The sequence below is a fragment of the Saccharopolyspora sp. NPDC003752 genome (genome assembly GCF_053605825.1).
On sequence record NZ_JBSGJZ010000029.1, the window covers coordinates 1 to 24,358 of the forward strand.

General features: G+C 71.5%; 24 protein-coding genes. 14 read left to right on the forward strand and 10 right to left on the reverse strand.

The window, feature by feature from the left end; all coding sequences use genetic code 11:
* Window positions 1-412: 412 nt before the first annotated feature.
* The 4 genes from ACWEV3_RS30355 (at window position 413) to ACWEV3_RS30370 (ending at window position 4,586) form a co-directional block, all read left to right on the forward strand.
* Window positions 413-1,762, forward strand: coding sequence for a DUF222 domain-containing protein (locus tag ACWEV3_RS30355; RefSeq protein ID WP_452617149.1), 1,350 nt, complete (start codon window positions 413-415; stop codon window positions 1,760-1,762).
* 85 nt (window positions 1,763-1,847) lie between these two features.
* A complete protein-coding gene (locus ACWEV3_RS30360) occupies window positions 1,848-2,528 on the forward strand; it encodes a FadR/GntR family transcriptional regulator (RefSeq protein WP_452617150.1) in 681 nt (226 codons plus the stop codon).
* A gap of 6 nt (window positions 2,529-2,534) precedes the next feature.
* The gene (locus tag ACWEV3_RS30365; protein ID WP_452617151.1) at window positions 2,535-3,542 is read left to right on the forward strand and encodes an Lrp/AsnC family transcriptional regulator; all 1,008 of its coding nucleotides are present in this window, start codon (window positions 2,535-2,537) and stop codon (window positions 3,540-3,542) included.
* 75 nt (window positions 3,543-3,617) lie between these two features.
* Window positions 3,618-4,586, forward strand: coding sequence for an esterase/lipase family protein (locus tag ACWEV3_RS30370; RefSeq protein ID WP_452617152.1), 969 nt, complete (start codon window positions 3,618-3,620; stop codon window positions 4,584-4,586).
* A 12-nt stretch (window positions 4,587-4,598) separates the two neighbouring features.
* Here the strand turns inward: ACWEV3_RS30370 and ACWEV3_RS30375 are convergent, their stop codons facing one another.
* Window positions 4,599-4,835 carry a hypothetical protein gene (locus tag ACWEV3_RS30375; RefSeq protein ID WP_452617153.1) on the reverse strand — a complete coding sequence of 79 codons (237 nt, stop codon included), beginning with the start codon at window positions 4,833-4,835 and terminating at the stop codon, window positions 4,599-4,601.
* A 142-nt stretch (window positions 4,836-4,977) separates the two neighbouring features.
* Between ACWEV3_RS30375 and ACWEV3_RS30380 the strand changes: the two genes are divergently transcribed.
* The 3 genes from ACWEV3_RS30380 to ACWEV3_RS30390 all read left to right on the forward strand — a co-directional run bounded on the left by ACWEV3_RS30380 (window position 4,978) and on the right by ACWEV3_RS30390 (window position 7,785).
* Window positions 4,978-6,186 (forward strand): dipeptidase, encoded by a 1,209-nt coding sequence (locus ACWEV3_RS30380; protein WP_452617154.1) that lies wholly within the window; start codon window positions 4,978-4,980, stop codon window positions 6,184-6,186.
* A 97-nt stretch (window positions 6,187-6,283) separates the two neighbouring features.
* Window positions 6,284-7,177 (forward strand): oxygenase MpaB family protein, encoded by an 894-nt coding sequence (locus ACWEV3_RS30385; RefSeq protein ID WP_452617155.1) that lies wholly within the window; start codon window positions 6,284-6,286, stop codon window positions 7,175-7,177.
* Window positions 7,174-7,785, forward strand: a complete 612-nt coding sequence (locus ACWEV3_RS30390; protein WP_397525459.1) for a TetR/AcrR family transcriptional regulator — start codon at window positions 7,174-7,176, stop codon at window positions 7,783-7,785. The genes ACWEV3_RS30385 and ACWEV3_RS30390 overlap by 4 nt, the downstream gene beginning before the upstream one ends.
* Here the strand turns inward: ACWEV3_RS30390 and ACWEV3_RS30395 are convergent.
* Genes ACWEV3_RS30395 through ACWEV3_RS30435 form a run of 9 tightly spaced genes read right to left on the reverse strand, consistent with a single transcriptional unit; the run spans window position 7,782 to window position 16,320 of the window.
* Window positions 7,782-8,297 (reverse strand): hypothetical protein, encoded by a 516-nt coding sequence (locus ACWEV3_RS30395; RefSeq protein WP_452617156.1) that lies wholly within the window; start codon window positions 8,295-8,297, stop codon window positions 7,782-7,784. The genes ACWEV3_RS30390 and ACWEV3_RS30395 overlap by 4 nt on opposite strands.
* Window positions 8,297-9,415, reverse strand: coding sequence for an MlaD family protein (locus tag ACWEV3_RS30400; protein WP_452617157.1), 1,119 nt, complete (start codon window positions 9,413-9,415; stop codon window positions 8,297-8,299). The genes ACWEV3_RS30395 and ACWEV3_RS30400 overlap by 1 nt, the downstream gene beginning before the upstream one ends.
* Window positions 9,412-10,437 (reverse strand): MCE family protein, encoded by a 1,026-nt coding sequence (locus ACWEV3_RS30405; protein ID WP_452617158.1) that lies wholly within the window; start codon window positions 10,435-10,437, stop codon window positions 9,412-9,414. The genes ACWEV3_RS30400 and ACWEV3_RS30405 overlap by 4 nt, the downstream gene beginning before the upstream one ends.
* Window positions 10,434-11,507: an MCE family protein gene (locus tag ACWEV3_RS30410; protein ID WP_452617159.1), complete on the reverse strand. Its 1,074-nt coding sequence runs from the start codon at window positions 11,505-11,507 to the stop codon at window positions 10,434-10,436. The genes ACWEV3_RS30405 and ACWEV3_RS30410 overlap by 4 nt, the downstream gene beginning before the upstream one ends.
* Entirely contained in the window at window positions 11,504-12,481 is a 978-nt protein-coding gene (locus ACWEV3_RS30415; RefSeq protein ID WP_452617160.1) for an MCE family protein, read from the reverse strand. The genes ACWEV3_RS30410 and ACWEV3_RS30415 overlap by 4 nt, the downstream gene beginning before the upstream one ends.
* Window positions 12,478-13,479 (reverse strand): MCE family protein, encoded by a 1,002-nt coding sequence (locus tag ACWEV3_RS30420; RefSeq protein ID WP_452617161.1) that lies wholly within the window; start codon window positions 13,477-13,479, stop codon window positions 12,478-12,480. The genes ACWEV3_RS30415 and ACWEV3_RS30420 overlap by 4 nt, the downstream gene beginning before the upstream one ends.
* Window positions 13,476-14,684, reverse strand: coding sequence for an MCE family protein (locus tag ACWEV3_RS30425; RefSeq protein ID WP_452617162.1), 1,209 nt, complete (start codon window positions 14,682-14,684; stop codon window positions 13,476-13,478). The genes ACWEV3_RS30420 and ACWEV3_RS30425 overlap by 4 nt, the downstream gene beginning before the upstream one ends.
* 2 nt (window positions 14,685-14,686) lie before the next feature.
* Entirely contained in the window at window positions 14,687-15,511 is an 825-nt protein-coding gene (locus tag ACWEV3_RS30430) for an MlaE family ABC transporter permease (protein WP_358578931.1), read from the reverse strand.
* Window positions 15,511-16,320: an MlaE family ABC transporter permease gene (locus ACWEV3_RS30435; RefSeq protein ID WP_132491342.1), complete on the reverse strand. Its 810-nt coding sequence runs from the start codon at window positions 16,318-16,320 to the stop codon at window positions 15,511-15,513. The genes ACWEV3_RS30430 and ACWEV3_RS30435 overlap by 1 nt, the downstream gene beginning before the upstream one ends.
* Window positions 16,321-16,720: 400 nt before the next feature.
* On the opposite strand from ACWEV3_RS30435, the gene hpnC reads away from it, so the two are divergent.
* Genes hpnC through hpnH form a run of 7 tightly spaced genes read left to right on the forward strand, consistent with a single transcriptional unit; the run spans window position 16,721 to window position 24,358 of the window.
* Window positions 16,721-17,629 (forward strand): squalene synthase HpnC, encoded by a 909-nt coding sequence (gene hpnC / locus ACWEV3_RS30440; RefSeq protein ID WP_452617163.1) that lies wholly within the window; start codon window positions 16,721-16,723, stop codon window positions 17,627-17,629.
* Window positions 17,626-18,489, forward strand: a complete 864-nt coding sequence (gene hpnD / locus ACWEV3_RS30445) for a presqualene diphosphate synthase HpnD (RefSeq protein ID WP_452617164.1) — start codon at window positions 17,626-17,628, stop codon at window positions 18,487-18,489. Before hpnC ends, hpnD begins: the two co-directional genes overlap by 4 nt.
* Entirely contained in the window at window positions 18,486-19,847 is a 1,362-nt protein-coding gene (gene hpnE, locus ACWEV3_RS30450; RefSeq protein ID WP_452617165.1) for a hydroxysqualene dehydroxylase HpnE, read from the forward strand. Before hpnD ends, hpnE begins: the two co-directional genes overlap by 4 nt.
* Entirely contained in the window at window positions 19,844-20,845 is a 1,002-nt protein-coding gene (locus ACWEV3_RS30455; RefSeq protein ID WP_452617166.1) for a polyprenyl synthetase family protein, read from the forward strand. Before hpnE ends, ACWEV3_RS30455 begins: the two co-directional genes overlap by 4 nt.
* The gene (shc, locus tag ACWEV3_RS30460; protein ID WP_452617167.1) at window positions 20,842-22,764 is read left to right on the forward strand and encodes a squalene--hopene cyclase; all 1,923 of its coding nucleotides are present in this window, start codon (window positions 20,842-20,844) and stop codon (window positions 22,762-22,764) included. Before ACWEV3_RS30455 ends, shc begins: the two co-directional genes overlap by 4 nt.
* Entirely contained in the window at window positions 22,752-23,357 is a 606-nt protein-coding gene (locus ACWEV3_RS30465; RefSeq protein WP_452617168.1) for a phosphorylase family protein, read from the forward strand. The genes shc and ACWEV3_RS30465 overlap by 13 nt, the downstream gene beginning before the upstream one ends.
* The gene (hpnH, locus tag ACWEV3_RS30470) at window positions 23,357-24,358 is read left to right on the forward strand and encodes an adenosyl-hopene transferase HpnH (protein ID WP_452617169.1); all 1,002 of its coding nucleotides are present in this window, start codon (window positions 23,357-23,359) and stop codon (window positions 24,356-24,358) included. The genes ACWEV3_RS30465 and hpnH overlap by 1 nt, the downstream gene beginning before the upstream one ends.

The window sequence follows — 24,358 nt, forward strand, 5'->3', positions numbered from 1 at the left end:
GCGGCCGCCCCTTCGGGGTTTCAGGCTTGACATCCGACCCGCAGCCCCGGTTCGGCTTTGTATCGCGGGGATGGCCCGGAGTGGGCTGGTCCGTTGGCGGCTTGCGTTGCGGGGTGGGCGTTTTCGGGTTTGTTGAGGCCGGTGGGGGTTTGGTTTCGGGTTGATCCGTCACAGGGGTCCGGTCGCGTGGGGTTGGCTTGATTTTGCGGAAACTGACTCCTCGGAAGCCGGGCGCGTGGCACGCACGGCCGATGGCGGCGCGGTCTTGGTGGTGGATGGGGTCGCCTTCGGCGTGTCGTGCATGGATTTCGTTGGGGCGGCCGGGTTTTTGCGGATTGTGGCGGGGTGTTTCACCTGATCAAGCGACCACAAAAACGTGCGAACACGTGTTCTAGTGCGGGACAATTGTGGCATGACACCGCTACTGAACACCCAGGACACGACTGTGCAGGCCCTGCCTCAACAGTCGGCGGTGTCATGCACCGATGCCGAACTCGCGGCCCGCATCCAAGAACTAGAAGCCAAGATGCGGGTGCTGATGTGGGAACAGCTGCAATACATCGCCGAAGCCGACCACCGGGCCATTCATGCCGAGACCACCGCCCGATCGCTGCAGGTCTGGTTGCAGGGGCTGCTCAACATCGACCCGCGTGACGCGAAAACCCGCGTCACAGTCGCCCGCAACGTCGAAGACCGACGGACCCAATATGGCGAGGCCATGCCCCCTGATCTGCCCGATACGGCTCAAGCCCTGGCCGAAGGCGCGATCGGACTGGACCACACGCGCGTCATCGTCAACAGCATCCGCCGCCTACCCGAGTACGCCCGCTGCCACCAGGTCGCCGAGGTCGAAACAACCCTCGCCGGGTACGCGCGGACGATGCCGCCGAGGGAACTGGAGAAACTCGCCGAACGCATCCGCTACCTCCTCGACCAGGACGGCGCGTACCGCGATGAGGAAACCCAGCACGAAGCACGGGAGTTGTACTACGGCACCACCCGGGACGGGATGACCGTCATCAAAGCGAAACTGGACCGCGAGACGGGGGCGAAATTCGCTGCGCTCATGCAACCGCTGGCCGCGCCCCGGCCCGAGATCGACGGCGAGAAAGACCCCAGCACGACCGGGCAGCGCAACGCCGACGGATTCGCCGCGTTGCTGGATTTGGCACTGGACCACGACGGGACGCCCCGCACCGGCGGGCAGCGGCCGCAGATGACCATCGCCATCGACTTCGATGATTTGAAGCGGGGCTTGGAGGTCATCGGCGAGGACGGCATGCCCGGCACACTCAACACCGAACGCGCCATCACCGCCCACAACGCACGCCGCATCGCCTGCGACGCCGAAATCCTACCGATCGTTCTCGATGGCGACAGCCTCCCGTTGGATGTGGGCAGGGCGAAACGAACCGCACCCACCCACATTCGAACCGCACTACTCGGCCGCGATGGCGTGTGCGCGTTCCCGGAGTGTGACCGGCCGCCGGGGACACCGGAAGCGCACCACGTTCAGCATTGGGTCGACGGTGGTGCGACCGACGTGGACAACATGGTGATGCTCTGCGGTCACCATCACCGCACGCTTCACAACCAACGCTGGGACATCACCATGCGCGATGGGAGGCCCGAGTTCATCCCACCGCCCACAGTGGACCCCAGACGAACACCCAGACCAGGCGGCACAGCACTGCCCACCCAACACCGGGAGTACCTCCGGGAGCTCATCCCCGCACCACGGGACCCGGCGGGCGCGGCATGATGCCCAGGTGGGTGTGGTCGCGCGGAGGACGTCGGACGTAGGATGTTCGGGCAACGTTGGTGGTGCTTGATCGGTGGAGGGCTTGATGGCGGGTGGCGGCAAGTTGCTTCAGGACAAGGTCGTCGACCTGATCCTGGAGTCCGGGCTGCCGCCGGGCGCTCCGCTGCCGAGCGAGCCGCAGCTGATGGCGCAGTTCGGCGCTAGTCGCAACTCCATCCGGGAGACGCTGCGGGCGCTGCACACCCTCGGCATCGTGGACATCCGGCACGGGTACGGGACCTTCGTAGGGGAGGCGCCGGTGACCGCGCTGCTACCCGGGTTGCTGTTCCGCGCTCGGCAGTCCGCTCGGCAGGACGCCTCCACGCTGGCCGACTTCCTCCAGCTGCGGCGGATCCTGGAGACCGCGTTGATCTCCGAGGTGCCGCAGCGCGCCGACGACGAGCTGATCGGCGAGCTGGAGTCGTGCATCGCCGAGATGCGCAGCGGTGACGTCGTCGAGGCGGATCGGCGGTTTCACCAGGCGCTGTACCGGCCGGTCGGCAACGAGATCGCGGTGCAGCTCATCGACCTGTTCTGGACCGTCTACCACCGCGTGGAATCCGAGATCGATCCGCCCGAGGTGGTGCGCGACGAGATCGGCGACGAGCACCAGCGCATCGTCGACGCCATTCGCGCCGGTGATTGCGACGCGGCAGCCGGGGAGATGGCCAGGCACTTCTCCGACATAGAGCGGCGTTCGCGGCGCTTCGTCGACGAGCAGCAGTAGCCCGCCGTGGAGCAGCTAGACGACCTCGATCGCCGGATCGTGGCCGCCCTGCAGGTCGACGGCCGGGCGAGTTGGACAGACATCGCGGGCGTGGTGGGCACCTCGGTGACCACGGTGGCCCGGCGCGCGCAGCAGCTGCTGGCCGGCGGGATCGTGCGGATCACCACGCTGACCAGGCTGCAGCAGGGCGGCGACGGCGACCTGTTCCTGGTCCGGGTGTCCTGCGCGGCCGGTCAGCAGTTGGCGACGGCCGCTGCGCTCGCGGACCGTCCGGACGTCCGCTTCCTGGCGGTGCTGACCGGCGAACACGACCTGATCGTCGAGGTCCAGGTCCCGAACGGGGCCGGTTTGCACGCACTGCTGGTGGAAGAGCTGCAGGGCATCCCGTGGGTGCGGGACAGCGTCGCCGACCTCGTGCTGCACACCTACAAGATCGGGCAGGACTGGAGTCGCCAGCTCCTCAGCAGCTCCGGTGTGCGGTCCGAGCCACGCACGCTGCACTTGTGCGAAGACTCGCACTTCGACGAGCTCGACGGCCGGATCGTCGCGCTGCTGCACGAGAACGGTCGCGCCGGTTTCCAGAGCCTTGCCAAGCAGCTCGGCGTCAACGAGAGCACCGTGCGGCGGCGCTGTGAGGCGCTCTTCCGCCAGGGTTGCGTGGAGACCGTGACACTCGTGCCTGCCGCCGCGCTCGGGTACGGGGCCGAGGTCCTGCTGTTCGTTTCCGTCGAGCCCTCGAAGCTGGAAGCCGTTGCCGCGCGGCTTTCCGAGCATCGCGGCGTTCGGTTCGTCGCCGCTCTGCTGGGCCAGTACTCGCTGGTCTGCGAGGTGATCATGCCGACCACCGCGGACCTCTACCGCTTCGTCACCGGCACCCTCGGCCGCATCGACGGGGTCCGCAGCTGGCAGGCGAACGTGGAGGTCCTGACCGTCAAACGCGGCTTCGTCGTGGTGCCCTGGGCGCAGGCCGCGCTGGCGAAGGCCCGGAATACGGCTGCCGGCCCAACGGATTAGGCCGTCGATTCTGCCGATCAGATCCCTACTGGCGAGTAGCATCTGTCGCGATCACGACGATCGCCTGGAGGATCAATGACGATCAGCCGTCGGCACCGCATGCTCATGCTGTGCTCCCTGACCGCCGCCGGGATGCTCGGCGCGACATCGGTGAGCGCGGCCGAGCGCAGCCCCGAAGGCCCGGAGCTGCACAGCTTCCCGCACGCTTTCGGGTTCTCCATGCTCAACCCGGACGTGGACGCCCCGGGCACCAACGACTGGTCCTGCCGGCCGACCCCGCAGCACCCGCGTCCCGTGGTGCTCGTGCACGGCACCTGGGAGAACCGGTACAACAACTTCGCTGAACTCGCCCCGGCGCTGAAACGGGACGGTTACTGCGTTTTCGGGCTCGACTACGGCGATTCCGACGACAACGGCGCCGGCCTGCACCCGGCCGTCAAGGGCACCGGCGACATCCGCCGCTCCGCCGCCGAGCTCGCCGACTTCGTCGACGAGGTGCTCGCCGCCACCGATTCGTCCCAAGTGGACATCGTGGGCCACTCCCAGGGTGGCGTCGTGCCCCGCCAGTACCTGAAGGCCGAAGGCGGCGCCGACCCGGAAGATCCCGCGAACAACAAGGTCCGCAACCTGGTCACGCTCGGCGCGACGCACCACGGCACCACCCTCAGCGGCATCGCGACGCTGGCCGACCACCTGCGGCTGCTCGGCGTCGGGCAGCTGGTGCTGGGCGAGGCCGCGACGCAGCAGGCGCAGGGCTCGGAGTTCATGACCGAGCTCAACGCCGACGGGGACACCGTGCCCGGCGTCGACTACCACGTGATCGCGACCCGCTACGACGAGGTCACCACGCCCTACGAGTCGACATTCCTGACCGCCGGACCAGGCGCGACGGTCCGCAACATCACGTTGCAGGACGGTTGCGCGATCGACGCCTCGGACCACCTGTCCATGACCTATTCGGGCCGGGCGATCGACTACGTCGAGCAGAGCCTCGACCCGACCGCACCCGAACCGCGGTGCGAACCGAACCCGCCGGTCTTCTGATCCGCTCGCCGCCTACGGGCCGCGGACCTCCTGCCACTCGACCGCTGGACCTTCCCCCGCGGGATCGCGCACCGGCGGGGTCAGGCGGGCGATGTGCTCGTCGATCAGTTCGTCCAGCTCCGCCAGGCGGGCGCGCAGCTCCTCGGTGCGGCGGCGCGACGCGCCCGGCAGCTGCGCCGCCAAGTGCCCGTACTCCGCGAGCACGCTGGGCAGGTCGCTGCCGTCCTGCTGCCTGGGGATGTGGTCCATGCCTTGATGGTGCGGGCCGTGGCGGGATTCGTCGATTCGATCAGGCAGCGTCGAAGCGTCGCCGCCGGGGCCCGCCGAGCCCGGATATGCTCGCCGGAGGTTCACCCGGTGTGATGATTTTTTGGAAGGTTGGGGTGTGGAGATGACCGACACGGCCGCACTGGAGCGGGCCCGGGCGCTGCTCGCCGAGCACCCGGTGATCGACGGCCACAACGACCTGCCCTGGGCGCTGCGCGAGAACGTCGGCTACGACCTGGACCGCTGCGACATCTCCCAGGACCAGTCGGCGCTGCTGCACACCGACCTGGCTCGGCTGCGGGCCGGCGGCGTCGGCGGCCAGTTCTGGTCGGTGTACGTCAAGGCCGAGTTCCAGGGCGACAAGGCGGTCAGCGCGACCATCGAGCAGATCGACTGCGTGCGCGCCCTCGCCGCGCGCTACCCGGATCACCTTCAGCTGGCGAACACCGCCGACGAACTCGTCGCGGCCCGCGCCGCCGGCCGGATCGCCTCGCTGATGGGCGCCGAGGGCGGGCATTCCATCGCGTGCTCGCTGGCCACCCTGCGCGCCCTGTACGAACTGGGCGTCCGCTACCTCACGCTCACCCACAACGACAACGTGCCGTGGGCCGACTCGGCCACCGACGAGCCTGCCGCGAACGGCCTGACGCGATTCGGCGTCGAGGTGGTGCGCGAGATGAACCGGCTGGGCATGCTGGTCGACCTCTCGCACGTCGCCCCCGACACCATGCGGGACGCGCTGCGCGCCACCCGGGCACCGGTGATCTTCTCGCACTCCTCGTCCCGGGCCGTCTGCGACCACCCGCGCAACATCCCCGACGACGTGCTGGCCGCGCTGCCCGCCAACGGCGGCGTTGCGATGGCGACCTTCGTGCCGAAGTTCGTGCTCCCGGCGGCGATCGAATGGAGCAAGCAGGCCGAGGCCGTCTTAGCCGAGCGGGGCTTCCACCCGCTGGACACGACCCCCGAGGCGCTGGAGGCGCTGCGGGCTTACGAGGACGCCACGCCGCGGCCGGTCGCCACCGCCGCGACCGTGGCCGACCACCTCGACCACATGCGCGAAGTGGCGGGCATCGACCACATCGGCATCGGCGGCGACTACGACGGCGTCGCCTTCACCCCGCAAGGCCTGGACGACGTCGCCAGCTACCCGAACCTGATCGCGGAGCTGCTGACCCGCGGCTGGTCCGAGGCCGACCTCGCCAAGCTCACCTGGCACAACGCCGTGCGCGTGCTCCGGGACGCGGAGGCCGTCGCCCGCAACCTCCAGCGCACCGAGCGCCCGTCGATCGCGACCATCGAGCAGCTGGACGGCGCCGACGGCCCTCGTTAGACCATTGGGGCGGGACGGTGAGACATCTGTTGACCAGGTGTCTCACCGTCGATAGCTTCGGGGCGTCGAACACCCGCCCGAGAACGAGGTGCTGCGAATGAGGCGTTTCGACCGGCTGGAGCGGATCCTCCAACTCGATCCCGACCGCGACTGCGAGGAGATCTACCGGCTGCTCGCCGAGTACGAATTCCCCTGGGACATCACGAAAGCCCTGGAATTCGCGCTGTTCCGCACCTACGCGGTGCCCAGCATCGGCCGCCTGCTCGACCGCACCGGCGAGTTCACGCGTGCCGCGCAGAAGCGCTACGACGACACCGTGCTCATCCTGTTCGAGATCTTCCACTGGGGCACCGAGAGCGACCGCGGGCGGCAGGCGCTGGAGCAGCTCAACGCCATCCACGGCAGGTTCCGGATCAGCAACGAGGACTACGTCTACACCCTGTCGACGTTCGTCGTGACGCCGGTGCGCTGGATCGACCAGTTCGGCTGGCGGAAGCTGCACCCGCGCGAGGTGCGGGCGCTCACCAACACGATGCGGCGGCTCGGCGAGGGCATGAAGCTCTCCGGCATCCCGGAGACCTACGCGGAGTTCGAGCGGCTCTTCGACGACTACGAGCGCGAGCACTTCGCGTTCGACGCGGGCGGCCGCCGGGTCGCCGACGCGACGCTGGAGCTGTTCGGAGCCTGGTATCCGAGCCTGCTGTCGCCGGCCGTGGCGCGCGCGGCGCGCTTCCTGATGGAGCCGCACCTGCTGACCGCGTTCGGCTTCCCGCAGGTCGCGGGCGTCGGCCGCAAGGCCGCCGAGGCGGCGCTGAAGGCGCGTGCCGGGCTGGTGCGGATGGGCCCGGCCCGGCCGGATTCCCGCCCGGTGGCCCCGGATCCGCTGTCCTATCCGGACGGTTACGAGATCGCCGGTCTCGGCCCGGACTCGTTCCACCGCCACCAGGCCAAACGCCGGGCGAAGCAGGCGGCCTGCCCGGTGGCCACATGACGCCCGACGCGCTGGAAGGCGCGTTGCGGCGCCCGTTCGCGGAACCGGCGAACGATCGAGTGCTGGACGCGGCGCGGGAGGCGTTCGAGGACGTCGGCATCCAGCGGACGACGATGCGCGACATCGCCCGCCGCGCCGGGCTCGGGCGCGCCACGGTGTACCGCCGCTACCCGGACCGGGACGCGGTCGTGGCGGCCGTGCTGATGCGGGAGGTCCGCGTCTTCCTCGCCTGGCTGGACGAGCGGATCGACCACATCGAGGATCCCGCCGAGCAGATCGCGGAGTGCTTCGTCGCGGTCGTCACCGGGCTGCGCGGGCATTCGCTGCTGAACCGGCTGCTGACGCTCGAACCGGCGGCGGCGCTGCCGGCGTTGACCGTGGACGCCGGTGCCGTCCTGGCCGTCGCCCGCGGCTACCTCGCCGCGAAGCTGCGCGAGCACCAGCAGGCCGGCCGGCTGCGGAGCTTCGATCCCGAGCCCGCGGCGGAGGTGTTCGTGCGGCTGGCGCACTCGATGCTGCTCAGCCCGCCCGGCTGCATCCCGGCGGACGACGACGCGCGGTCCCGCGCCTTCGCCCGCGCCCACCTGGTTCCCGTGGTCACCGGTTAGAGCAGCTTGATGTCGTCGATGAGCCAGCGGTCGTCGACCTGCACGAGGGTCATCTGCATGCGGTTGCGGTCGATGCGCGGCTGCGGCGTGTTGACGTTGGTGATCTGCTGGTCCACGAACAGCGCCACCACGGCGCGCTGCTGATCCGACTCGACGATGCCCGCCGACAGCACCGAGCCGTGCGAGACCGCCCGGTTCTGCTTGATCAGCTCGGTGAGCCCGGCGCTGATCTGCTTGTACTGCTCGGCGAACTGGCCGTGCGAGTTCGCGGTCACCGCGGCGAAGTTCCGGTCCAGCTCGTTGAAGTCGTAAGTGGACAGATCGGTGGCGTAGGTGCGGGCCGCCTCCAGCGCGCCGGAGCGGGCTTGCGCGGCCGAGCGTTCCTGGAGCAGTTGCCAGCCGAGGTAGCCGACGGCGCCCAGGATCACGACCACCAGCGCGAGCACCGGTAGCGGCTTGCGGAGCGGTCGGGGCTTGATGTCGTGATCGGCTGCGGTGGCGGTGGCGGTCATCAGCGAACTCCTTGCAGCGGAATCGAATACCAGGGACCCGGGCGCGGCGCGTTGGCCGCGCCGCGCTGGCCGAAGTTCGGCTGGTCGGCGGGGCAGTGCCAGTCGAGCCCGGCCTCGCGGGGAGCCACTTCGGTGGGGGAGCGGCGTTCCTGCGGCGTGGCGCAGATCGGGCCCTGCGTGCCGACGAGGTAGAAGTCCGCGGTGTCGCCGTGCACCACGCCGCCAAGCCCGGACAGCCCGGCGGGCAGCGAGATGATCAGCTGCTCCAGCGCGGGCGCGCGGACGGCGACGATCTGGCTGGTGGTCACCAGGTTGCCCAGCAGGGCGGTGGCGGCCGGGTCGCTGCGCGCGAACAGGTCCGCGAGCTGCCTGGTGGCGCCGGGCGCGGTGTCCAGGATCCGGTTGATTTCCGGTTCGCGGTCCCGGATCTGATCGCTCAGCGAGCGCAGGCCCGCCGCCAGGTCGCGGATCCGGTCGCCCTGCGCGCCGTCGGGGCCGACGAGCGTCCGCGTCCCGTCGACCACGCCTTGTAGCTGCGGTTGCCGGTCCCGCAACACCTTCAGCAGCGTCGCCGAGTCGTCCAGGATGCGGGCGAGCTCCGGGCCGGCGTCCTGCAGCCCGGTGGCGAGGGCGTCGGTGACCGTCGCGACGTCCTCCGGCCGCAGCTGCTCGCTGAGCTCGGTGAAGTGCACCAGCATGGTTTCCAGCGGCATCGGCCGTTCGGTCCGATCCCGCTCGATGACGCTCCCGTCGCGCAGGTAGGGGCCGGAGTCGTGTTCCGGTTGCAGGTCGACGGTCTGCAGCGCCAGCGGCGTGGCCATGCTGACCACCGCCCTGGTGTCGGCTGGAACCCTGGTGTCGGGATTCAGCGCCAGCCGCACCGAAACCCCGCCACCGCCCGGGTCCAGCCGCACGTCGGAGACGGTCCCGATCACCACGCCCCGGTAGGTGACCTGGGAGGTCGGCGTGATCGACGCGCTGTCGGCCATCCGCATGGTGACCCGCATCGGCTCGCGCAGCGCCTGCGGGCCGGCCACGTTCGTGACCACGTAGTACGTGCACGCGATGCTGATCACCAGGAACAGCGCGAGTTGCGCCAGGGTGAGGCGGCGGTTCATCGGGTGCCTCCTCGCAGGATCGCGCCCACGCCACCCTGGCCGGGCGCTGGCATCGGGGCGCCGGGGGCGAGCAGCTGCACGACGGTGCCCGGCACGTCGAGCGTGCCGTTGAACATCAGGTAGTCGCCGGGCGCTGCCTGCTGGAACAACCCGTAGAACCGGCGCAGCGACTGCACCGTGGTGCCGATGCTGCCGTCCAGGGCCTGCAGGTCCGCCAGCACCGGCCGGAACTGCTCGACCTGCGTGGTCAGGGACTCGTCGGTCTGGTCAAGCAGGGCGGTGGTGGCGTTGCTCAGCGATGCGGTGTCGTCCAGCAGCGCGGTGAACCGCTCGCGCTCGGCCAGCAGCGCGTCGATCGCGGGCCGGACCTGCGTCAGCGCCGCGTCCAGGACGGCCTGGTTCTCCGCCAGGTGCCGGGAGGTGGCGTGCACCGAATCGATCAGCCCGGTGAGCTCGTCGCGGTGCCGGTCCAGCGAGGTCAGGATGTGCTCCAACCGGCCCAGCAGGTCCCGAGTCTGCTGTTCTCGGCCGGCGAGCGCGGTGTTGAGCTCGGTGACGATGGTCCGCGCCTGGTCCAGGCCTGAGCCGTTGAGCAGGGTTGCGACCGCTGCGAGCGCGTTCTCGACGTCCGGGCCCCGGGAGGTCCGCTCGATCGGGATGACCGACCCGTCGCCGAGCACCTCGCCGTCCGATGTGGATGGTGGTTGCAGGATGACGAACTCCTCGCCCAGCGGCGAGGCCAGCTCCAGCCGCGCGGTGGTGCCGGCGGGCAGGCGGACGTCCTGGTCGATGTCGAGCGTCACGACGGCGCGGAAGTTCGCGGTGCCGATGTCCGACACCCGGCCCACCACGGCCTGCCCGATCCGCACGGCGCCGCCCATCGGCAGCCGCCCGGCGTCGGAGAACACCGCGGTGACCTGGTATCCGGAACCGCCGTCGCCGACCGGCAGGTTCTGCAGGCTCAGCCCGCACGAACTGGTCAGGAGCACCGCCGCGAGCATCGCGGGCGCAGACCGGTTCATCGGCCACCTCCGAGCAGCGCGCGCAGGGGCTCGACGTCCGGTGGGAACGGGACCGGGTTGGTGATGCCCGCTCCGGTGCACAGCGGCAGCGGCAGCCGGCGGCACAGCTGCGCGGTGGTGTCGAACTGGCTGAGGTTGGCGGAGATGTTCAGCCGCAGCCGGAGTCGTTCGTCCTCGGTGATCGCGCGGTCGAAGTTGTCCATCGCCAGCGGCATCGTGTCCAGCGTTTCGGCGAGTTCCTGCTGCCGGGCGGCCAGCGTGCCGGTGAGCTGGGCGAGCCTGCCGACGTCGCCGCCGAGCTGTTCGCCGTGCTGCCGCAGCAGGCCGTCGACGGCGACCAGCACGTTGGAGAGCTTGCCGATGGCGTCGCCGATCTCCTGCTGCTGCGCCTGGAAATCCGCTCCCGCTTGCGCGGTCGAGGCGGCCAGCGACTCCACGGTGCCCCGGTGCTGGACGAGGACCTGCACGAGCCGGTCCAGGTTCTCCAGCAGCGCACCGAGATCGCCGCTGCCGCCGGCCAGCACCTCGCTGGCCCGCGCGACGTTGGTGATCGCGTCGCGGATCTGCGGGCCCTGCCCGTCCAGCGCCGCCGCGCTGCTGCGCAGCAACCGGTCGAGCACGCCGGGATCGCCACCGGACGGGCCGACGGCGCTCAGCAGCGCGTCCAGCGACTTCGCGAGCTGGTCGAACCGGATGGGGGAGCGGGTGCGCTCCACCGGGATCACCGCGCCGTCGGCCAGCCTGGGTCCGCCGGTGTAGGCGGGGCCGAGCTCGACGTAGCGGTCGCTGATGATCGCCGGGCTCATGATGTAGGCCTGCGCGTCGGCGGGCAGCGCGATGTCCGCGGGCATGCTCATCCGCACCCGCACCGTCGCGCCCTGCGGCTGCACCGACTCGACCCGTCCGACCTCGACGCCGAGGATCGCGACGCGGTTGCCGGGGAAGATGCCGTCCGCGAGCGCGAAATCGGCCGAGATCTCCAGATCGGCGCGGGGAGCCAGCACGCCGAACCAGCCGCCGGTGACGAGCGTGACCAGCGCGACGCACGCGATCAGCGTTCTGCGGCTCATCGGCACCCCTTGAACAGCCCGGCGGCGCACAGCACGTTGTCCGGGACCGGGCCCAGCGGCGCGGTGACCTCGCCCCACGGGCCGTTGCCGGTGGCGTTGGTCAGGTAGCGGCTGGCCGGACCGAGCCGCCGCAGGCTCTCGTCGATGGCCTGGTCGTTGCGCGCCAGCGAGTCGGTCAGCGCGTGCAGGTCCGCCAGCAGCGGATCGAGGACGTCCCGGTTCTCCCGGAACAACCGGTCCAGCTGGTCGGTGATGGTGTGCACGTCGGTGATGAGCTGGCGGATCACGGTCCGGCGCTGTTGCAGCGCGTCGACGATCAGCTGCGCGTCGCCGAGCAATGCGACCAGCGTGTCCTGCTGCTCGACCAGCGTCGTGGTCAGCATTTGCGTGCCGCGCAGCAGTTCCTGCACCTGCGCGCCGCGTTCCCCGACGATCGCCGATGCGGCCGCGATGCCGCCCAGCGCGTCGCCGAGCAGCCGCGGGTCGTCCGGCGACACCTCGTCGAGGGTGTCGATCATGGCGCGCAGCTGCGGGAGATCCAGGCCCTCGGCGGTGGACTTCGCGGCCGTCTGGAGTTCGTCGAGGCTGTAGGGCACCGAGGTGTGCGACAGCGCGATGGTGTCGCCGGGCGAGAGCCGGCCGGGACCGGCGGAATCCACGCTCAGGTAACGAGTTCCGAGCACCGTGCGCAGCTTGATCGCGGCGCGGGTGTCGCGGCCCAGGGCGTGCGCGTCGTCGAGCCGGAACGACACGCGCACCCGGTCCCCGGCCAGCGCCACCTCGGTCACCCGGCCCGCGGGCACCCCGGCGACCATGACCTGCGTGCCCACCGAGAGCCCGGCGGCGTTGCCGAACTCCGCGTGGAACTCGTTGGTGCGCAACAGGAACAGCACGCGCGGCACGGCGACCGAACCGGCCAGCAGGAGCAGCACCACGACCGCGCCGATCGCGCCGTTGACCAGCACCTTCCTCATCGGCACACCTCCGTGTGCGGGCCCGCGCCCAGCTCGACGGGATCACCGGCGACGTAGACGCTGAGGTTGCAGAGGTAGACGTTCGCCCACGACCCGTAGCTGGTGGTGCGGTTGAGGGTGCCGAGGAACGCGGGCATCTCCTGCACGGCGCCGTCGATCTGCTGCTGGTTGCGCACCAGCATCGCGGTGATCTCCCGCACCGAGCGCACATCGCGGGACAGGCCGGGCCCGAGGTCGCCGAGCAGCTCCGCCAGCGAGCGGGCCACCGCCGAGCCGCTGTCGATGGCGGCCGTGATCTGCTCGCGGCTGGCGGCGGTCTCCGAGGCCAGCCGGGCCAGCCCGTCGACCAGGCCGCGCAGCTCGTCGCGCCGCTGGTTCATGGTGCCCAGCACGGCGTTGAGGTTGTCGATGACCTCGCCGATGACCTCGTCGCGGCCGGCGAGGGTGGCGGTCAGCGAGACGATGCGCGACAGCAGCGCGTTGACGGTGGCCCCTTCGCCCTGGAAGACCGCGACGATCTCGGCCGCCAGCTGGTTGACCTGCCCCGGCTCCAGTGCCTCGAACAGCGGCTTGAACCCGTTGAACAGCGCGGTGAGGTCCAGCGCCGGGCGGGTGCGCTCGACCGGGATCGTCGCGCCGACCGGCAGCGGCGGCCCGCCCTGCCCCGGGGTGAGCGAGAGCGCCCGGGCGCCGGTGAGGTCCGCGTAGCGGACGACGGCCAGCCCCGAGGCGGGAATCCGCTGGTCGGCGGCCACGTCGAAGGACACCTGCGCGAGGCCGTCGCGGGCGGTCACTTCGGCGACCTCGCCGACCCGCACCCCGGCGACGGTCACGGCGCTGCCCGGCTGCAGCCCCGTCACGTCGATGAAGACCGCGTGGTAGGTCACCGACGGGCCGGTCATCGGATCGGTCAGGGTGTTCACCACGACCACGCCGGAGAACACCGACGCGGTGACGAAAGCGGTGAGCCGGATCAGGGCGGAGCGAGCTGGTTTCACGGCGTGACGACCTCCGATCCGCGCACCACCGGGCCCAGCAGCAGGCCCAGCACGTCGGGCGACGGCGGGGCCGCCGCGGGCGGGATGGGCAGCAGCGGCGCCAGCTGCCGCATCGCGTCGAGCTCCTGCGGACCGCCCACTGGCCCGATCGGCCCGCGGGGCTGTTCCGCGCCGCAGTTCGGCCCAGCCAGCCCGGGGTAGCGGGGGCAGTCGGCGGGCGAGTACGGGTACGGGCGGTCCAGGGTTCCGGACATGCGGATCTTCAGGAATCCGGTGGCGAAGGCGCGATTCGCGCCGTCGAGGAACGCGTCCAGGCCGCCGACCCCGTTGCGCACCGCGTCGGGGTACCGGCCGACGACCTCGGCGATCGGGTCGGTGGCGCGCACGATGTGGATGATGCGCTGCGCGTTCTCGTCGACGAACCGCTGCGACCGGTCGGTGAACGCGAGCCCCGCACCGAGCAGGTCGCCGATCGCCTGCTTGCGCTGCACGATCGTGCCCGACAACGCGACCGCGTCGTCCAATGCCCGCACCGCATCCGGTGTCGCGGCGGCGATGTCCGCGCCGAGCACGGAGAGCGCGTGCACGTCCTCGCCGAGGTCGTCGAAGGCCGGTCCTGCGGTCAGCTGCGCGGCGTCGTCGAGCACGCCGCCCAGCTGGGCGCCCCTGCCGCGCAGCGCTTCGGCGAGCGCAGATAACGCGACCTGCAGCCGGGCCGGTTGCAGGGAATCGACGAGTTCGTAGAGGCGGGTGTACGCGTGGTAGAGCTGCGTCGTCGGGCGGGAGTCGTCCGCCGGGACCTCCGCCCCGGCCGCCAGCGCGGTGCCGCCGGGCGATTCGGGGGCGACGAGGTCCAGGTACTGGTCGCCGAAGACGGTGCGCGGCATCAGGCGCACCCGGACGTCGCCCGGGATGGCGGCCAGTTCGTCGGGATCCAGCCGCAGCGTCAGCCGCGAACCGCCGGAGCCGGGCTCCACACCGGCGAGCCGCCCGACCCGGACGCCGCGGTACTGCACGGGTGTTTCCGGCCGGATCAGCCCGGCGGCAGCGGGCAGCACCGTGGTGACCTCGGGGTCCGACCGGAACGCCCCGGCGCCACCGAGCACCGTCGCGGTCGCGGCGACGAAAAGCACGAGCAGCGCGACGAATCCGCGCACGGCCAGCACGTTGCGGCGTCGCGCTGCTGATCGTCGCGGCCCGGCCACAGCTACATCCCCAAGGCCGGCAGCGTCGGGCGCACTCCCCAGAACGCGATGCTCAGCAGCACGTCGGCGACGGTGATGGCGACGATGCTGGTGCGCAGCGCGCGCCCGGCGGCCTTCCCGACGCCCTCCGGGCCACCGGCGGCGTAATAGCCGTACGCGCAGTGCACCAGTGTCACGACGACCGCGAACGCCACGGCCTTGAGCAGCGAGAACAGCACGTCCTCCGGTGTCAGGACGAGCCGGAAGTAGTAGTTGTAGGTGCCTTCGGAAACGCCGTTGATGGACACGACCGCGACCCCGGTGGCCAGGTAGGAGGCGAACAGCCCCACCAAGTACAGCGGAATGACCGACAGGAACGCCGCCACCATCCGGGTGCTCACCAGGTAGGGCAGCGACCGCACCGACATCGCCTCCAGCGCGTCGATCTCCTCGGCGATGCGCATCGCGCCGAGCTGCGCGGTGAAGCCGGTGCCGACCTTCGCGGCGAGCGCGATGCTGGCGACCAGCGGGGCGATCTCCCGGGTGTTCACCAGCGCCGCCGCCAGCCCGGTCATGGGGGACAGGCCCAGCAGGTCCAGGCCGCGGTGCCCCTCCAGGCCCACCTGGGTGCTGGAGACGAACGACATCGCGAACACCACGCCGATGGTGCCGCCGCCGGCCAGCAGCGACGCCGAACCCAGGCTGATCTCGCCGACCAGCCGGGCCACGTCGCGCCGGTACCGGCGCAGCACGTGCGGAATCGCCGCGATCGCCCGGAGGTAGCAGGTGAAGTGCAGCCCCACCGCGGCGAGCACGTCCACGATGGAGCGCGACCGGGGCGGCGCCATCAGTACTCCCCCTTGGCGGGGACGAGCACCGGGTACAGCTCGGTGATCACCGTGTTCGCGACGAAGACCAGGATGAACGAGATCACCACGGCCTCGTTGACCGCCGTGCCGACGCCGCCCGGACCGCCCTTGGCGGTCAGCCCCTTGAAGCAGGAAACCAGCGCGGTGAGCACCGCGAACACGGCGGCCTTCAGCAACGCGACGACGAAGTCCGGCACCCGGGAGAACTGCGTCAGCGTGCGCAGGAACGCGCCCGGCGCGTCGCCGAGCACCCACACCTGGAACAGGAACGTGGTGGCGATGCCGACGAGCAGCACGATGCAGGCCAGCAGCGCGTTGACCACGGCTGCGGCGACCACGCGCGGCACCACCAGGCGCTCGATGACCGGCAGCGCCATGACCTCCAGCGCGTCGACCTCGTCGCGGATCTTGCGGGCGCCCAGGTCGGAGCACATCGCCGAACCGCCGACGCCGGAGATCATCAGGGCGCAGATCAGCGGGGCGGCCTGGCCGACGATCACGAACGCCACCACCGCGCCGCCGTAGCCCTGGGCGCCGAGCTGCCCGGCCAGCGAGCCGACGTTCAGCGCGACCACCACGCCCAGCGGGATGGTCACCAGCAGCGCGGGAAGCGTGGTGACGGCGGCCAGGAACCAGGCCTGCTGCAGGAATTCCGTCCAGCTGAACCGGGCCCGGCGCACCGACCGGAAGGCGGCCGCGGCGGTGCGCACGGCGAAGTCGAGCAGCAGCCCGGCCTGCAGGAGGGCGTCGCTGATCGGGCCTCGGACGGTGGGCAACCCCCGGTACATCCCGCGCTCCCTCCCCGTGGGGATGGTTCAGGACATTGAACGAGCGTGCGGCTTCGTCGTTACGCGTGCTGCCAGGCTGATCTCGAAAGATTGCGATCAACGCTGTGGGGTTGCCGCCCCGATGTCAATGCCCGCCACCCGAATGCCGGTAGGCGCCGGAACCGCCCGCGCGAGCATGATCACCGGCGCCCGCGATCAGCACTGTCCACTGTGGTCTTGGAGTGCTCCGATCGGGTTGCTGCCCGTCGATCTTGAGTCCTATGTGGATTGGCTTGGCCAAGTGTCGAACAGCGTTACGAATCACGGGAAAACGGGTCGCGCGTTGCTCGCCCTGCGGTGCCGCTGAGGTGCTCATACGATGCCGTTGCGCCTCCTGCGCCGGCGGATAGGAGGAGGGTCGATGGTCTTGTCGCTGCCTGATGGCGCGGTGACCGGCGGGGATTCCGAACACGCGGACGGGATGCCACGTTCGGGTGATTTTCCGCGCAGTGCCGCGGTGCTCGCCCGGATGCGGTCGGAGAACTTCCCGGTCGCCTCCCGGATCCTGCCGCGCGGGCTGCGGCGACACCTGCACGCCCTGTACGGCTTCTTCCGGCTGGTCGACTACGCCGGGGACGAGGCGCCGGGCAACCGCGCCGCGCTGCTGGACTTCCTGGAAGTCGATCTCAAGCGCGCCTACCACGCAACGGCCCGGATCCCGATGCTGCAGGCGCTGACGCCCACGGTTGCCGAGTGTGCCATCCCGTACGACGTGCTGGTCAAGTTGATCGACGCCAACCGGCAGGACCAGCGGGTGCGGCGCTACCGCACCTTCACCGAGCTGCTCGATTACTGCGCGCTGTCGGCGAACCCGGTGGGCGAAGCGGTGCTGCACGTCTTCGGGCGCGCCGAACCCGTGCTGATCACGCTGTCGGACCGGGTGTGCAGCGCGTTGCAGGTCCTGGAGCACTGCCAGGACATCGCCGAGGACTACCTGCAGGACCGGGTGTACCTGCCGACCGAGGACATGCGCCGCTTCGGCTGCCAGGAGCAGGACCTGCTCGCCGACGGCGCTTCGACGCGGCTGTGCGGGCTGATCAGGTACGAGGTGGACCGCGCGCGCCGGATGCTCGAAGCGGGCGCGCCGCTGGTCGGCGAGCTGTCCGGGATGGCCCGGGTAGCGGTCGCAGGCTACGTCGCGGGCGGCCGCGCCACCGCGGCCGCGTTCGCCGCGGCGAAGCACGACCCGCTGCGCGTGGACGTGCGGCCGGGCAAGTGGCGCACGTTCGCCGAATGGGGGCGGTTGTACGTGTTGGGGGGAACCTGGTGACCGATTGGGCCCGGATACGGGACGCCTACCTGGAGTGCGAGCGGATCACCCGGGAACAGGCGCGGAACTTCTCCTACGGGATCCGCCTGCTGCCCGTGCCGAAGCGGCGGGCGCTGTCGGCGGTCTACGCCTTCGCCCGCCGCGTCGACGACATCGGCGACGGCGACCTGCCGAGGGACGAGAAGCTGCGGCGGCTCAAAGAGGCCCGCCGGGCCGTCCACGCGGCGAGCATCGACGCCGCCGACCCGGTGCTGGTGGCGCTCGCGGACTCCGCCGCGCGCCTGCCGGTCCCGCTGGCGGCCTTCGACGAGCTCATCGACGGCTGCGAGGCCGACGTCCGCGGCGTGCGGTACGGCACCTTCGAGGAGCTGCTGCACTACTGCCGGTGCGTGGCCGGCTCGATCGGGCGGCTGTCGCTGGGCGTGTTCGGCACCATCGATCCCGCCATCGCGGAGGCGCGCGCGGACGCGCTCGGCGTCGCCCTGCAGCTGACCAACATCCTGCGCGACGTCCGTGAGGACCAGCTGTCCGGCAGGGTCTACCTGCCCGCCGACGACCTGGCGCGGTTCGGCGTCCGGCTGGAGCCGGGCAACGGCGCGGTCGAGGACCCGCAGCGGTGGGACGGGCTGATCCGCTTCCAGGCCGCCCGCGCCGAGCAGTGGTACGCCGAGGGGCTCCGCCTGCTGCCCATGCTCGATCGGCGCAGCCGGGCGTGCTGCGCGTCGATGGCCGGCATCTACCACGAGCTGCTGGCGCGCATCGCCGCCGACCCGCGCGCCGCGCTGGAGCAGCGGACCTCGCTGTCCGGCTGGCGGAAGGCGGGCGTCGCGGCGCGGTCGCTGGCGGGGATGGCGCCGTGAACCGGGGGCGGGTGGTGGTGGTCGGCGGCGGCCTGGCCGGCGTGACGGCGGCGCTGCGCTGCGCCGAACTGGGCTTCGAGGTCCGGCTGCTGGAGGCGCGGCCGCGGCTGGGCGGCGCGACCTACTCCTTCGCGCGCGGCGAGCTAGTGGTGGACACCGGGCAGCACGTGTTCCTGCGCTGCTACACGGCCTACCGCGGCCTGCTGCGGCGGCTCGGCGTGGCCGACTCGATCAGCATGCAACCCCGGTTCCGCGTCCCGGTCCTGAGTCCCGTCGGCCGGCCTTCGGTGCTGCGCCGCTGGAACCTCCCGGCCCCGGCGCACCTGGCCCCGTCGCTGCTGGACTACCGGATGCTGACGGCGGCGGAACGCGCGCGGGTGGCGCGCACCGCGCTGGCGCTGCGGCGGCTCGACCCGGACGATCCCGCGCTGGACGACATCAGCCTCGGGCAGTGGCTGCGGCAGCGCGGCGAGTCCCCGCGCGCCGTCGATGCGCTGTGGGGACTGCTGGCGGTGGCGGCGCTCAACGCCGAGCCCGAGGACGCGTCGATGGCCTTGGCGACGAAGGTCTTCCGCACCGGCGTGCTGGATTCCACCGACAGCGCCGACATCGCGATCCCGCAGGTGCCGCTCGGGCAGTTGCACGGCGAGGCGTCGCGTCGCGCGCTGCTGGCGGCCGGAGTCGACGTCCGGGTCCGCTGCAAGGCGCGCACGATCCACCGCTCGGGCACGGGTTTCCGGATTCCGGTGCGGGATGGCGCCGGTGACTCGGTGCTGACCGCCGACTCGGTCGTCGTCGCCGTGCCGCACCGCTCGGCGGCGCCGCTCGTGGCGGACCTGCCCGTGCCGGGCGTGGCGGCGTGGGAGCGGTTGTCGGCGGCGCCGATCGTCAACGTGCACGTGCTCTACGACCGAATGGTGACCGGCCTGGAGATGGCCGCGGTGCTGGATTCGCCGTTGCAGTGGGTCTTCGACCGGACGGCCATCTCCGGCGCGCCGCGCGGGCAGTACCTGGCCATCTCGCTGTCCGCCGCGCAGGAGCACATCCACGCCCGCACCGAGGACCTCCACGACCTGTTCGTCCCCGCGCTGCGGCAGGTCTTCCCGCACGCCCGCGCCGCGCGGGTCCTCGACTTCTTCGTCACCCGCGAACCCAACGCGACCTTCCGGCAGGCGCCCGGCACCGCCGCGATCCGGCCGCCGGCCCGCACTCCGGTGCCCGGTCTGGTGCTCGCCGGGGCGTGGACCGCCACCGGCTGGCCCGACACGACGGAGGGAGCGGTGCTCAGCGGCACGCACGCCGCCGAGGTAGTGGATCTCGACCAGCGATCGCAACGCGGCGTGGAGGTGACCGCATGACGACCGTCCTGCCACCAGTCCTGCACGCGGCCAGGGAGGCGGTGGATCCGGCGCTGCGCGCCGCGGCCGCCAGGCTCGACCCGGACACCCGCCGGGTGTGCGAGTACCACTTCGGCTGGAGCAACGCCGACGGCACGCCGGACGGCGGTGGCGGCAAGGCCCTGCGGCCGGCGATGGTGCTGCTGTCCGCGCGCAGCGTCGACGCGGAGGATCCGGTGGCGGCGGCGGCCGCGGTCGAACTCGTGCACAACTTCTCCCTGCTGCACGACGACGTGATGGACGGCGACGCCTCCCGCCGCCACCGGCCGACCGCCTGGACCGTCTTCGGGAAACCGGCCGCGCTGCTGGCCGGCGACGCGCTGCTCGCGCTGTCCACCGAGATCCTGCTGGAGGCACCGTCGCGGCACGCGGCGGCGGCCGCCCTGTCGCTCGCCACCGCGACCCGCATCCTGATCGCGGGCCAGGCCGCCGACCTGGACTTCGAGCGCCGCGCGGCGGTGGGGCTCGACGAATGCCTGCGGATGGCGCACGACAAGACGGCCGCGCTGCTCGCGTGCGCGTCCTCCATCGGCGCCCTGTTCGTCGGCGCGCCGAGGGAAACCGTGACCCGGCTGCACGCCTTCGGCACCGAGCTGGGGATGGCGTTCCAACTCGTCGACGACCTCCTCGGGCTCTGGGGAGATCCCGAGGTCACCGGCAAGCCGGTGCTCTCCGACCTGCGCACCCGCAAGAAGTCGGTGCCGGTCGTGCACGCGCTGAGCTCCGGGACCGCGGCCGGGGACCGCCTGCACCGGCTGTACGCGCAGGCCGAACCGCTCACCGAGGACCAGCTGCACGAGGCCGCCGAAATGGTGCAGCGCGCCGGTTCGGCGGAGTGGACCCGCCTGGAGTGCCGGCGGCGGCTGGCCGCCGCCTACGAGCGGCTGCCCGACGGGCAGCGCACCGCGACCGAATCCCTGACCGAGCTGGCCGAATTCATCGTGCGGAGGAAGCTTTGACCGATCAGTTGCAGCAGGCCGCCCGCGCGGTCCCCGCTGCGGACGCCCGGACCGCGCTGGCCGCCGCCCGCGACCACCTGCTCTCGCTGCAGCACCCCGACGGCTGGTGGAAGGGCGAGCTGGAGACCAACGTGACGATGGACGTCGAGGACCTGCTGCTGCGGCAGTTCCTCGGCATCCGCACCGCCGGCGAGACCGAGCAGGCCGCCCGCTGGATCCGCTCGCAGCAGCGCGCCGACGGAACCTGGGCGAACTTCCACGGCGGTCCCGGCGACCTGTCCACCACGGTGGAGGCCTACACCGCCCTCAAGCTGGCCGGCGACGACGTGGCCGCCGGCCACATGGTGGCGGCGCGCAGCTGGATCCTGTCGCGGGGCGGCCTGGAGGCCACCCGGGTGTTCACCCGGATCTGGTTGGCGCTGTTCGGCGAGTGGTCCTGGGACGAACTGCCCGAGATGCCCCCGGAACTCGTGCTGCTGCCCAAGTGGTTCCCGCTGAACGTGGCCGACTGGGGCTGCTGGGCGCGGCAGACCGTGGTCCCGCTGACCGTGGTGTGCACGCTGCGGCCACGCCGGGATCTCGGCATCACCGTCCGCGAGCTGCGCACCGGCAGACCCGCCGAACGCGTCCGTCCACAGTGGTCGTGGAAGTACGCCTTCCGCTCCCTGGACCGGATCCTGCACCGCTACCACCGGAGACCGGTCAAGGCGCTGCGCGAGCACGCGATGCGGCGCGCGGCGGAGTGGATCGTGGCCCGGCAGGAGGCCGACGGTTCCTGGGGCGGGATCCAGCCGCCGTGGGTCTACTCGCTGCTGGCGCTGCACCTGCTCGGCTACCCGCTGGACCACCCGGTGCTGCGGCACGGCCTGGCCGGGCTGGACGGCTTCCTGATCCACGAGCAGACCCCGGCCGGTCCGGTGCGGCGGCTGGAGGCGTGCCAGTCGCCGGTGTGGGACACCGTGCTCGGCATGCAGGCCCTGCGCGACGCGGGGGTGCCAGGCGACCACCCGTCGATGCTCCGGGCGGTGGACTTCCTGCTGGCGGAGGAGATCCGGGTCAAGGGCGACTGGTCGGTGCGCCGCCCGGACCTGCCGCCCGGCGGCGGCTGGGCGTTCGAGTTCGACAACGACGGCTACCCGGACATCGACGACACCGCCGAAGTGCTGCTCGCGCTGAACCGGGTGGACCACCCGGACCGGGCGGCGGTGCGCGGCGCGATGCAGCGCGGCGTCCGCTGGCTGCGCGGCATGCAGTCCGCGGACGGCGGCTGGGGCGCCTTCGACGCCGACAACACCCGCCAGCTGGTGCGCAAGCTGCCGTTCTGCGACTTCGGCGAGGTCATCGACCCGCCGTCGGCCGACGTGACGGCCCACGTGGTGGAGGCGCTGGCCGTGCTGGGCCACGACGACGAGGTGCTGCGGCGGGGTGTGCGGTGGTTGCTGGACAACCAGGAGGCGGACGGCTCCTGGTTCGGGCGCTGGGGCGCCAACCACGTCTACGGCACCGGTGCCGTGGTTCCGGCGCTGGTGCGGGCCGGGCTCGCTCCCGGAGACCGCGCGCTGCGGCGGGCGGTGCGATGGCTGGAGGACCACCAGAACGCCGACGGCGGCTGGGGCGAGGACCTGCGCTCCTACGACGATCCGGAGTGGATCGGCCGGGGCGATTCCACGGCGTCGCAGACCGGGTGGGCGCTGCTGGCGCTGCTGGCGGTGGGGCGGCACGACACCGAACCGGTGCGCCGCGGCGTGCAGCACCTGGTGCACACCCAGCGAGCCGACGGCGGCTGGGACGAGCCGCAGTTCACCGGCACCGGGTTCCCCGGTGACTTCTACATCAACTACCACCTGTACCGGGTGATCTTCCCGCTCACCGCGCTCGGGCGGTACCACGCGGCCGGGGGCCAGCGATGCGATTGCTGATCTGTGCTCCGCTGGGCCTCGAAGCCCAGGCCCTGCGGGCGGCCGTGGGCCGGGATGCGGTGCGCCGCACCGGATGCGGCCCGCGCCGCAGCGCCCGCGCCGCCGCCGCGCTGACCGGAGCCGACTTCGACGTGCTGGTCGTCGCCGGGCTGGCAGGCGGCGTCGCCGCCGAGGTCCGCAGCGGCGACGTGATCGTGGCCGACGAGCTCCGCGGGCGCGAAGGCACCGTGCACTGCCCGTTGGCGGCGTCGCTGGCGGCGCACCTGCGCCACGCCGGATTCCCGGTGCACTGCGGCCCGATCGCCACCGCCGATCACGTGGTGCACGGTGCCCGGCGCGGCGAGCTTGCCCGCACCGGGGCGCTCGCCGTCGACATGGAGTCCGCGGTGCTGGCACAAGCCGCCGGCGGACGGCCGCTCGGCGTCGTGCGCGTCGTGGTCGACACCGCGCGGCAGCCGCTGCTCCGGCCCGGCACGCCGAGCCGGGCGCTGGCCGCGCTCGCCCGGTTGCACGCCGTCGGCTCGTGCCTGCCGCGCTGGGGCCGGGCCGTCCTGCCGGAGAACCGATTCGTCGCACCCGAGGAGGTGTCCTGATGGGCATTCCGATGCGCCAGGCCATCCGCGTCGGCGCTTACCTGGTGAAGCAGAAGCTCGCGCGCCGCGAGAAGTTCGCCCTGACCCTGGAGCTGGAGCCGCTGTTCGCCTGCAACCTGGCGTGCGCGGGCTGCGGCAAGATCCAGCACCCGGCGAGCATGCTCAAGCAGCGGATGCCGGTCGCGCAGGCCATCGCGGCGGTGGAGGAGTGCGGCGCTCCGGTGGTGTCCATCGCGGGCGGCGAGCCGCTGATGCACCCCGAGATCGAGGTGATCGTCGACGAGCTGATCAAGCGCAAGAAGTTCGTCTACCTGTGCACCAACGCGCTGCTGCTGCCCCGCAAGATCGACAAGTTCCGGCCGTCGCCGTACTTCGCGTGGGCCGTGCACATCGACGGCCTGGAGGAGCGGCACGACGCTTCGGTGTGCAAGCAGGGCGTGTTCGCACAGGCGGTGGACAACGTCAAGGAGGTCCAGCGGCGCGGGTTCCGGGTCACGACCAACTCGACGTTCTTCACCTCCGACACCCCGCAGTCGGTGATCGAGGTGCTGGAATACCTCAACAACGACCTCCGGGTCGACCAGATGATGCTGTCGCCGGCCTACGCCTACGACAAGGCGCCCGACCAGGAGCACTTCCTCGGCGTCGCCGAGACCCGCGAGCTGTTCCGGAAGGTCTTCGCCGACGGGCGGCGCAAGAAGTGGCGGTTCAACCACTCGCCGCTGTTCCTGGACTTCCTGGAGGGCAAGGCCGACTTCCAGTGCACGGCCTGGGCCATCCCGTCCTATTCGCTGTACGGCTGGCAGCGGCCGTGCTACCTGATGAGCGACGGCTACGCGGGCAGCTACCAGGAGCTGCTGAACGACACCGACTGGTCCGCCTACGGCCGCGGCCGCGACCCGCGCTGCGCCAACTGCATGGCGCACTGCGGCTACGAGCCGACCGCCGTCCTGGCGACGATGGGCTCGCTGCGCGAGTCGATCCGCGCCGTGCGCGGCTGA

What these genes read in the sequence shown, in the direction of transcription:
- ACWEV3_RS30355 (WP_452617149.1), top strand. Translation starts at nt 413, where the DNA reads ATGACACCGCTACTGAACACCCAGGACACGACTGTGCAGGCCCTGCCT.
- ACWEV3_RS30360 (WP_452617150.1), top strand. Translation starts at nt 1,848, where the DNA reads ATGGCGGGTGGCGGCAAGTTGCTTCAGGACAAGGTCGTCGACCTGATC.
- ACWEV3_RS30370 (WP_452617152.1), top strand. Translation starts at nt 3,618, where the DNA reads ATGACGATCAGCCGTCGGCACCGCATGCTCATGCTGTGCTCCCTGACC.
- ACWEV3_RS30375 (WP_452617153.1), bottom strand. Translation starts at nt 4,835, where the DNA reads ATGGACCACATCCCCAGGCAGCAGGACGGCAGCGACCTGCCCAGCGTG.
- ACWEV3_RS30380 (WP_452617154.1), top strand. Translation starts at nt 4,978, where the DNA reads ATGACCGACACGGCCGCACTGGAGCGGGCCCGGGCGCTGCTCGCCGAG.
- ACWEV3_RS30385 (WP_452617155.1), top strand. Translation starts at nt 6,284, where the DNA reads ATGAGGCGTTTCGACCGGCTGGAGCGGATCCTCCAACTCGATCCCGAC.
- ACWEV3_RS30390 (WP_397525459.1), top strand. Translation starts at nt 7,174, where the DNA reads ATGACGCCCGACGCGCTGGAAGGCGCGTTGCGGCGCCCGTTCGCGGAA.
- ACWEV3_RS30395 (WP_452617156.1), bottom strand. Translation starts at nt 8,297, where the DNA reads ATGACCGCCACCGCCACCGCAGCCGATCACGACATCAAGCCCCGACCG.
- ACWEV3_RS30400 (WP_452617157.1), bottom strand. Translation starts at nt 9,415, where the DNA reads ATGAACCGCCGCCTCACCCTGGCGCAACTCGCGCTGTTCCTGGTGATC.
- ACWEV3_RS30405 (WP_452617158.1), bottom strand. Translation starts at nt 10,437, where the DNA reads ATGAACCGGTCTGCGCCCGCGATGCTCGCGGCGGTGCTCCTGACCAGT.
- ACWEV3_RS30410 (WP_452617159.1), bottom strand. Translation starts at nt 11,507, where the DNA reads ATGAGCCGCAGAACGCTGATCGCGTGCGTCGCGCTGGTCACGCTCGTC.
- ACWEV3_RS30415 (WP_452617160.1), bottom strand. Translation starts at nt 12,481, where the DNA reads ATGAGGAAGGTGCTGGTCAACGGCGCGATCGGCGCGGTCGTGGTGCTG.
- ACWEV3_RS30430 (WP_358578931.1), bottom strand. Translation starts at nt 15,511, where the DNA reads ATGGCGCCGCCCCGGTCGCGCTCCATCGTGGACGTGCTCGCCGCGGTG.
- ACWEV3_RS30435 (WP_132491342.1), bottom strand. Translation starts at nt 16,320, where the DNA reads ATGTACCGGGGGTTGCCCACCGTCCGAGGCCCGATCAGCGACGCCCTC.
- hpnC (WP_452617163.1), top strand. Translation starts at nt 16,721, where the DNA reads ATGGTCTTGTCGCTGCCTGATGGCGCGGTGACCGGCGGGGATTCCGAA.
- ACWEV3_RS30455 (WP_452617166.1), top strand. Translation starts at nt 19,844, where the DNA reads ATGACGACCGTCCTGCCACCAGTCCTGCACGCGGCCAGGGAGGCGGTG.
- ACWEV3_RS30465 (WP_452617168.1), top strand. Translation starts at nt 22,752, where the DNA reads ATGCGATTGCTGATCTGTGCTCCGCTGGGCCTCGAAGCCCAGGCCCTG.
- hpnH (WP_452617169.1), top strand. Translation starts at nt 23,357, where the DNA reads ATGGGCATTCCGATGCGCCAGGCCATCCGCGTCGGCGCTTACCTGGTG.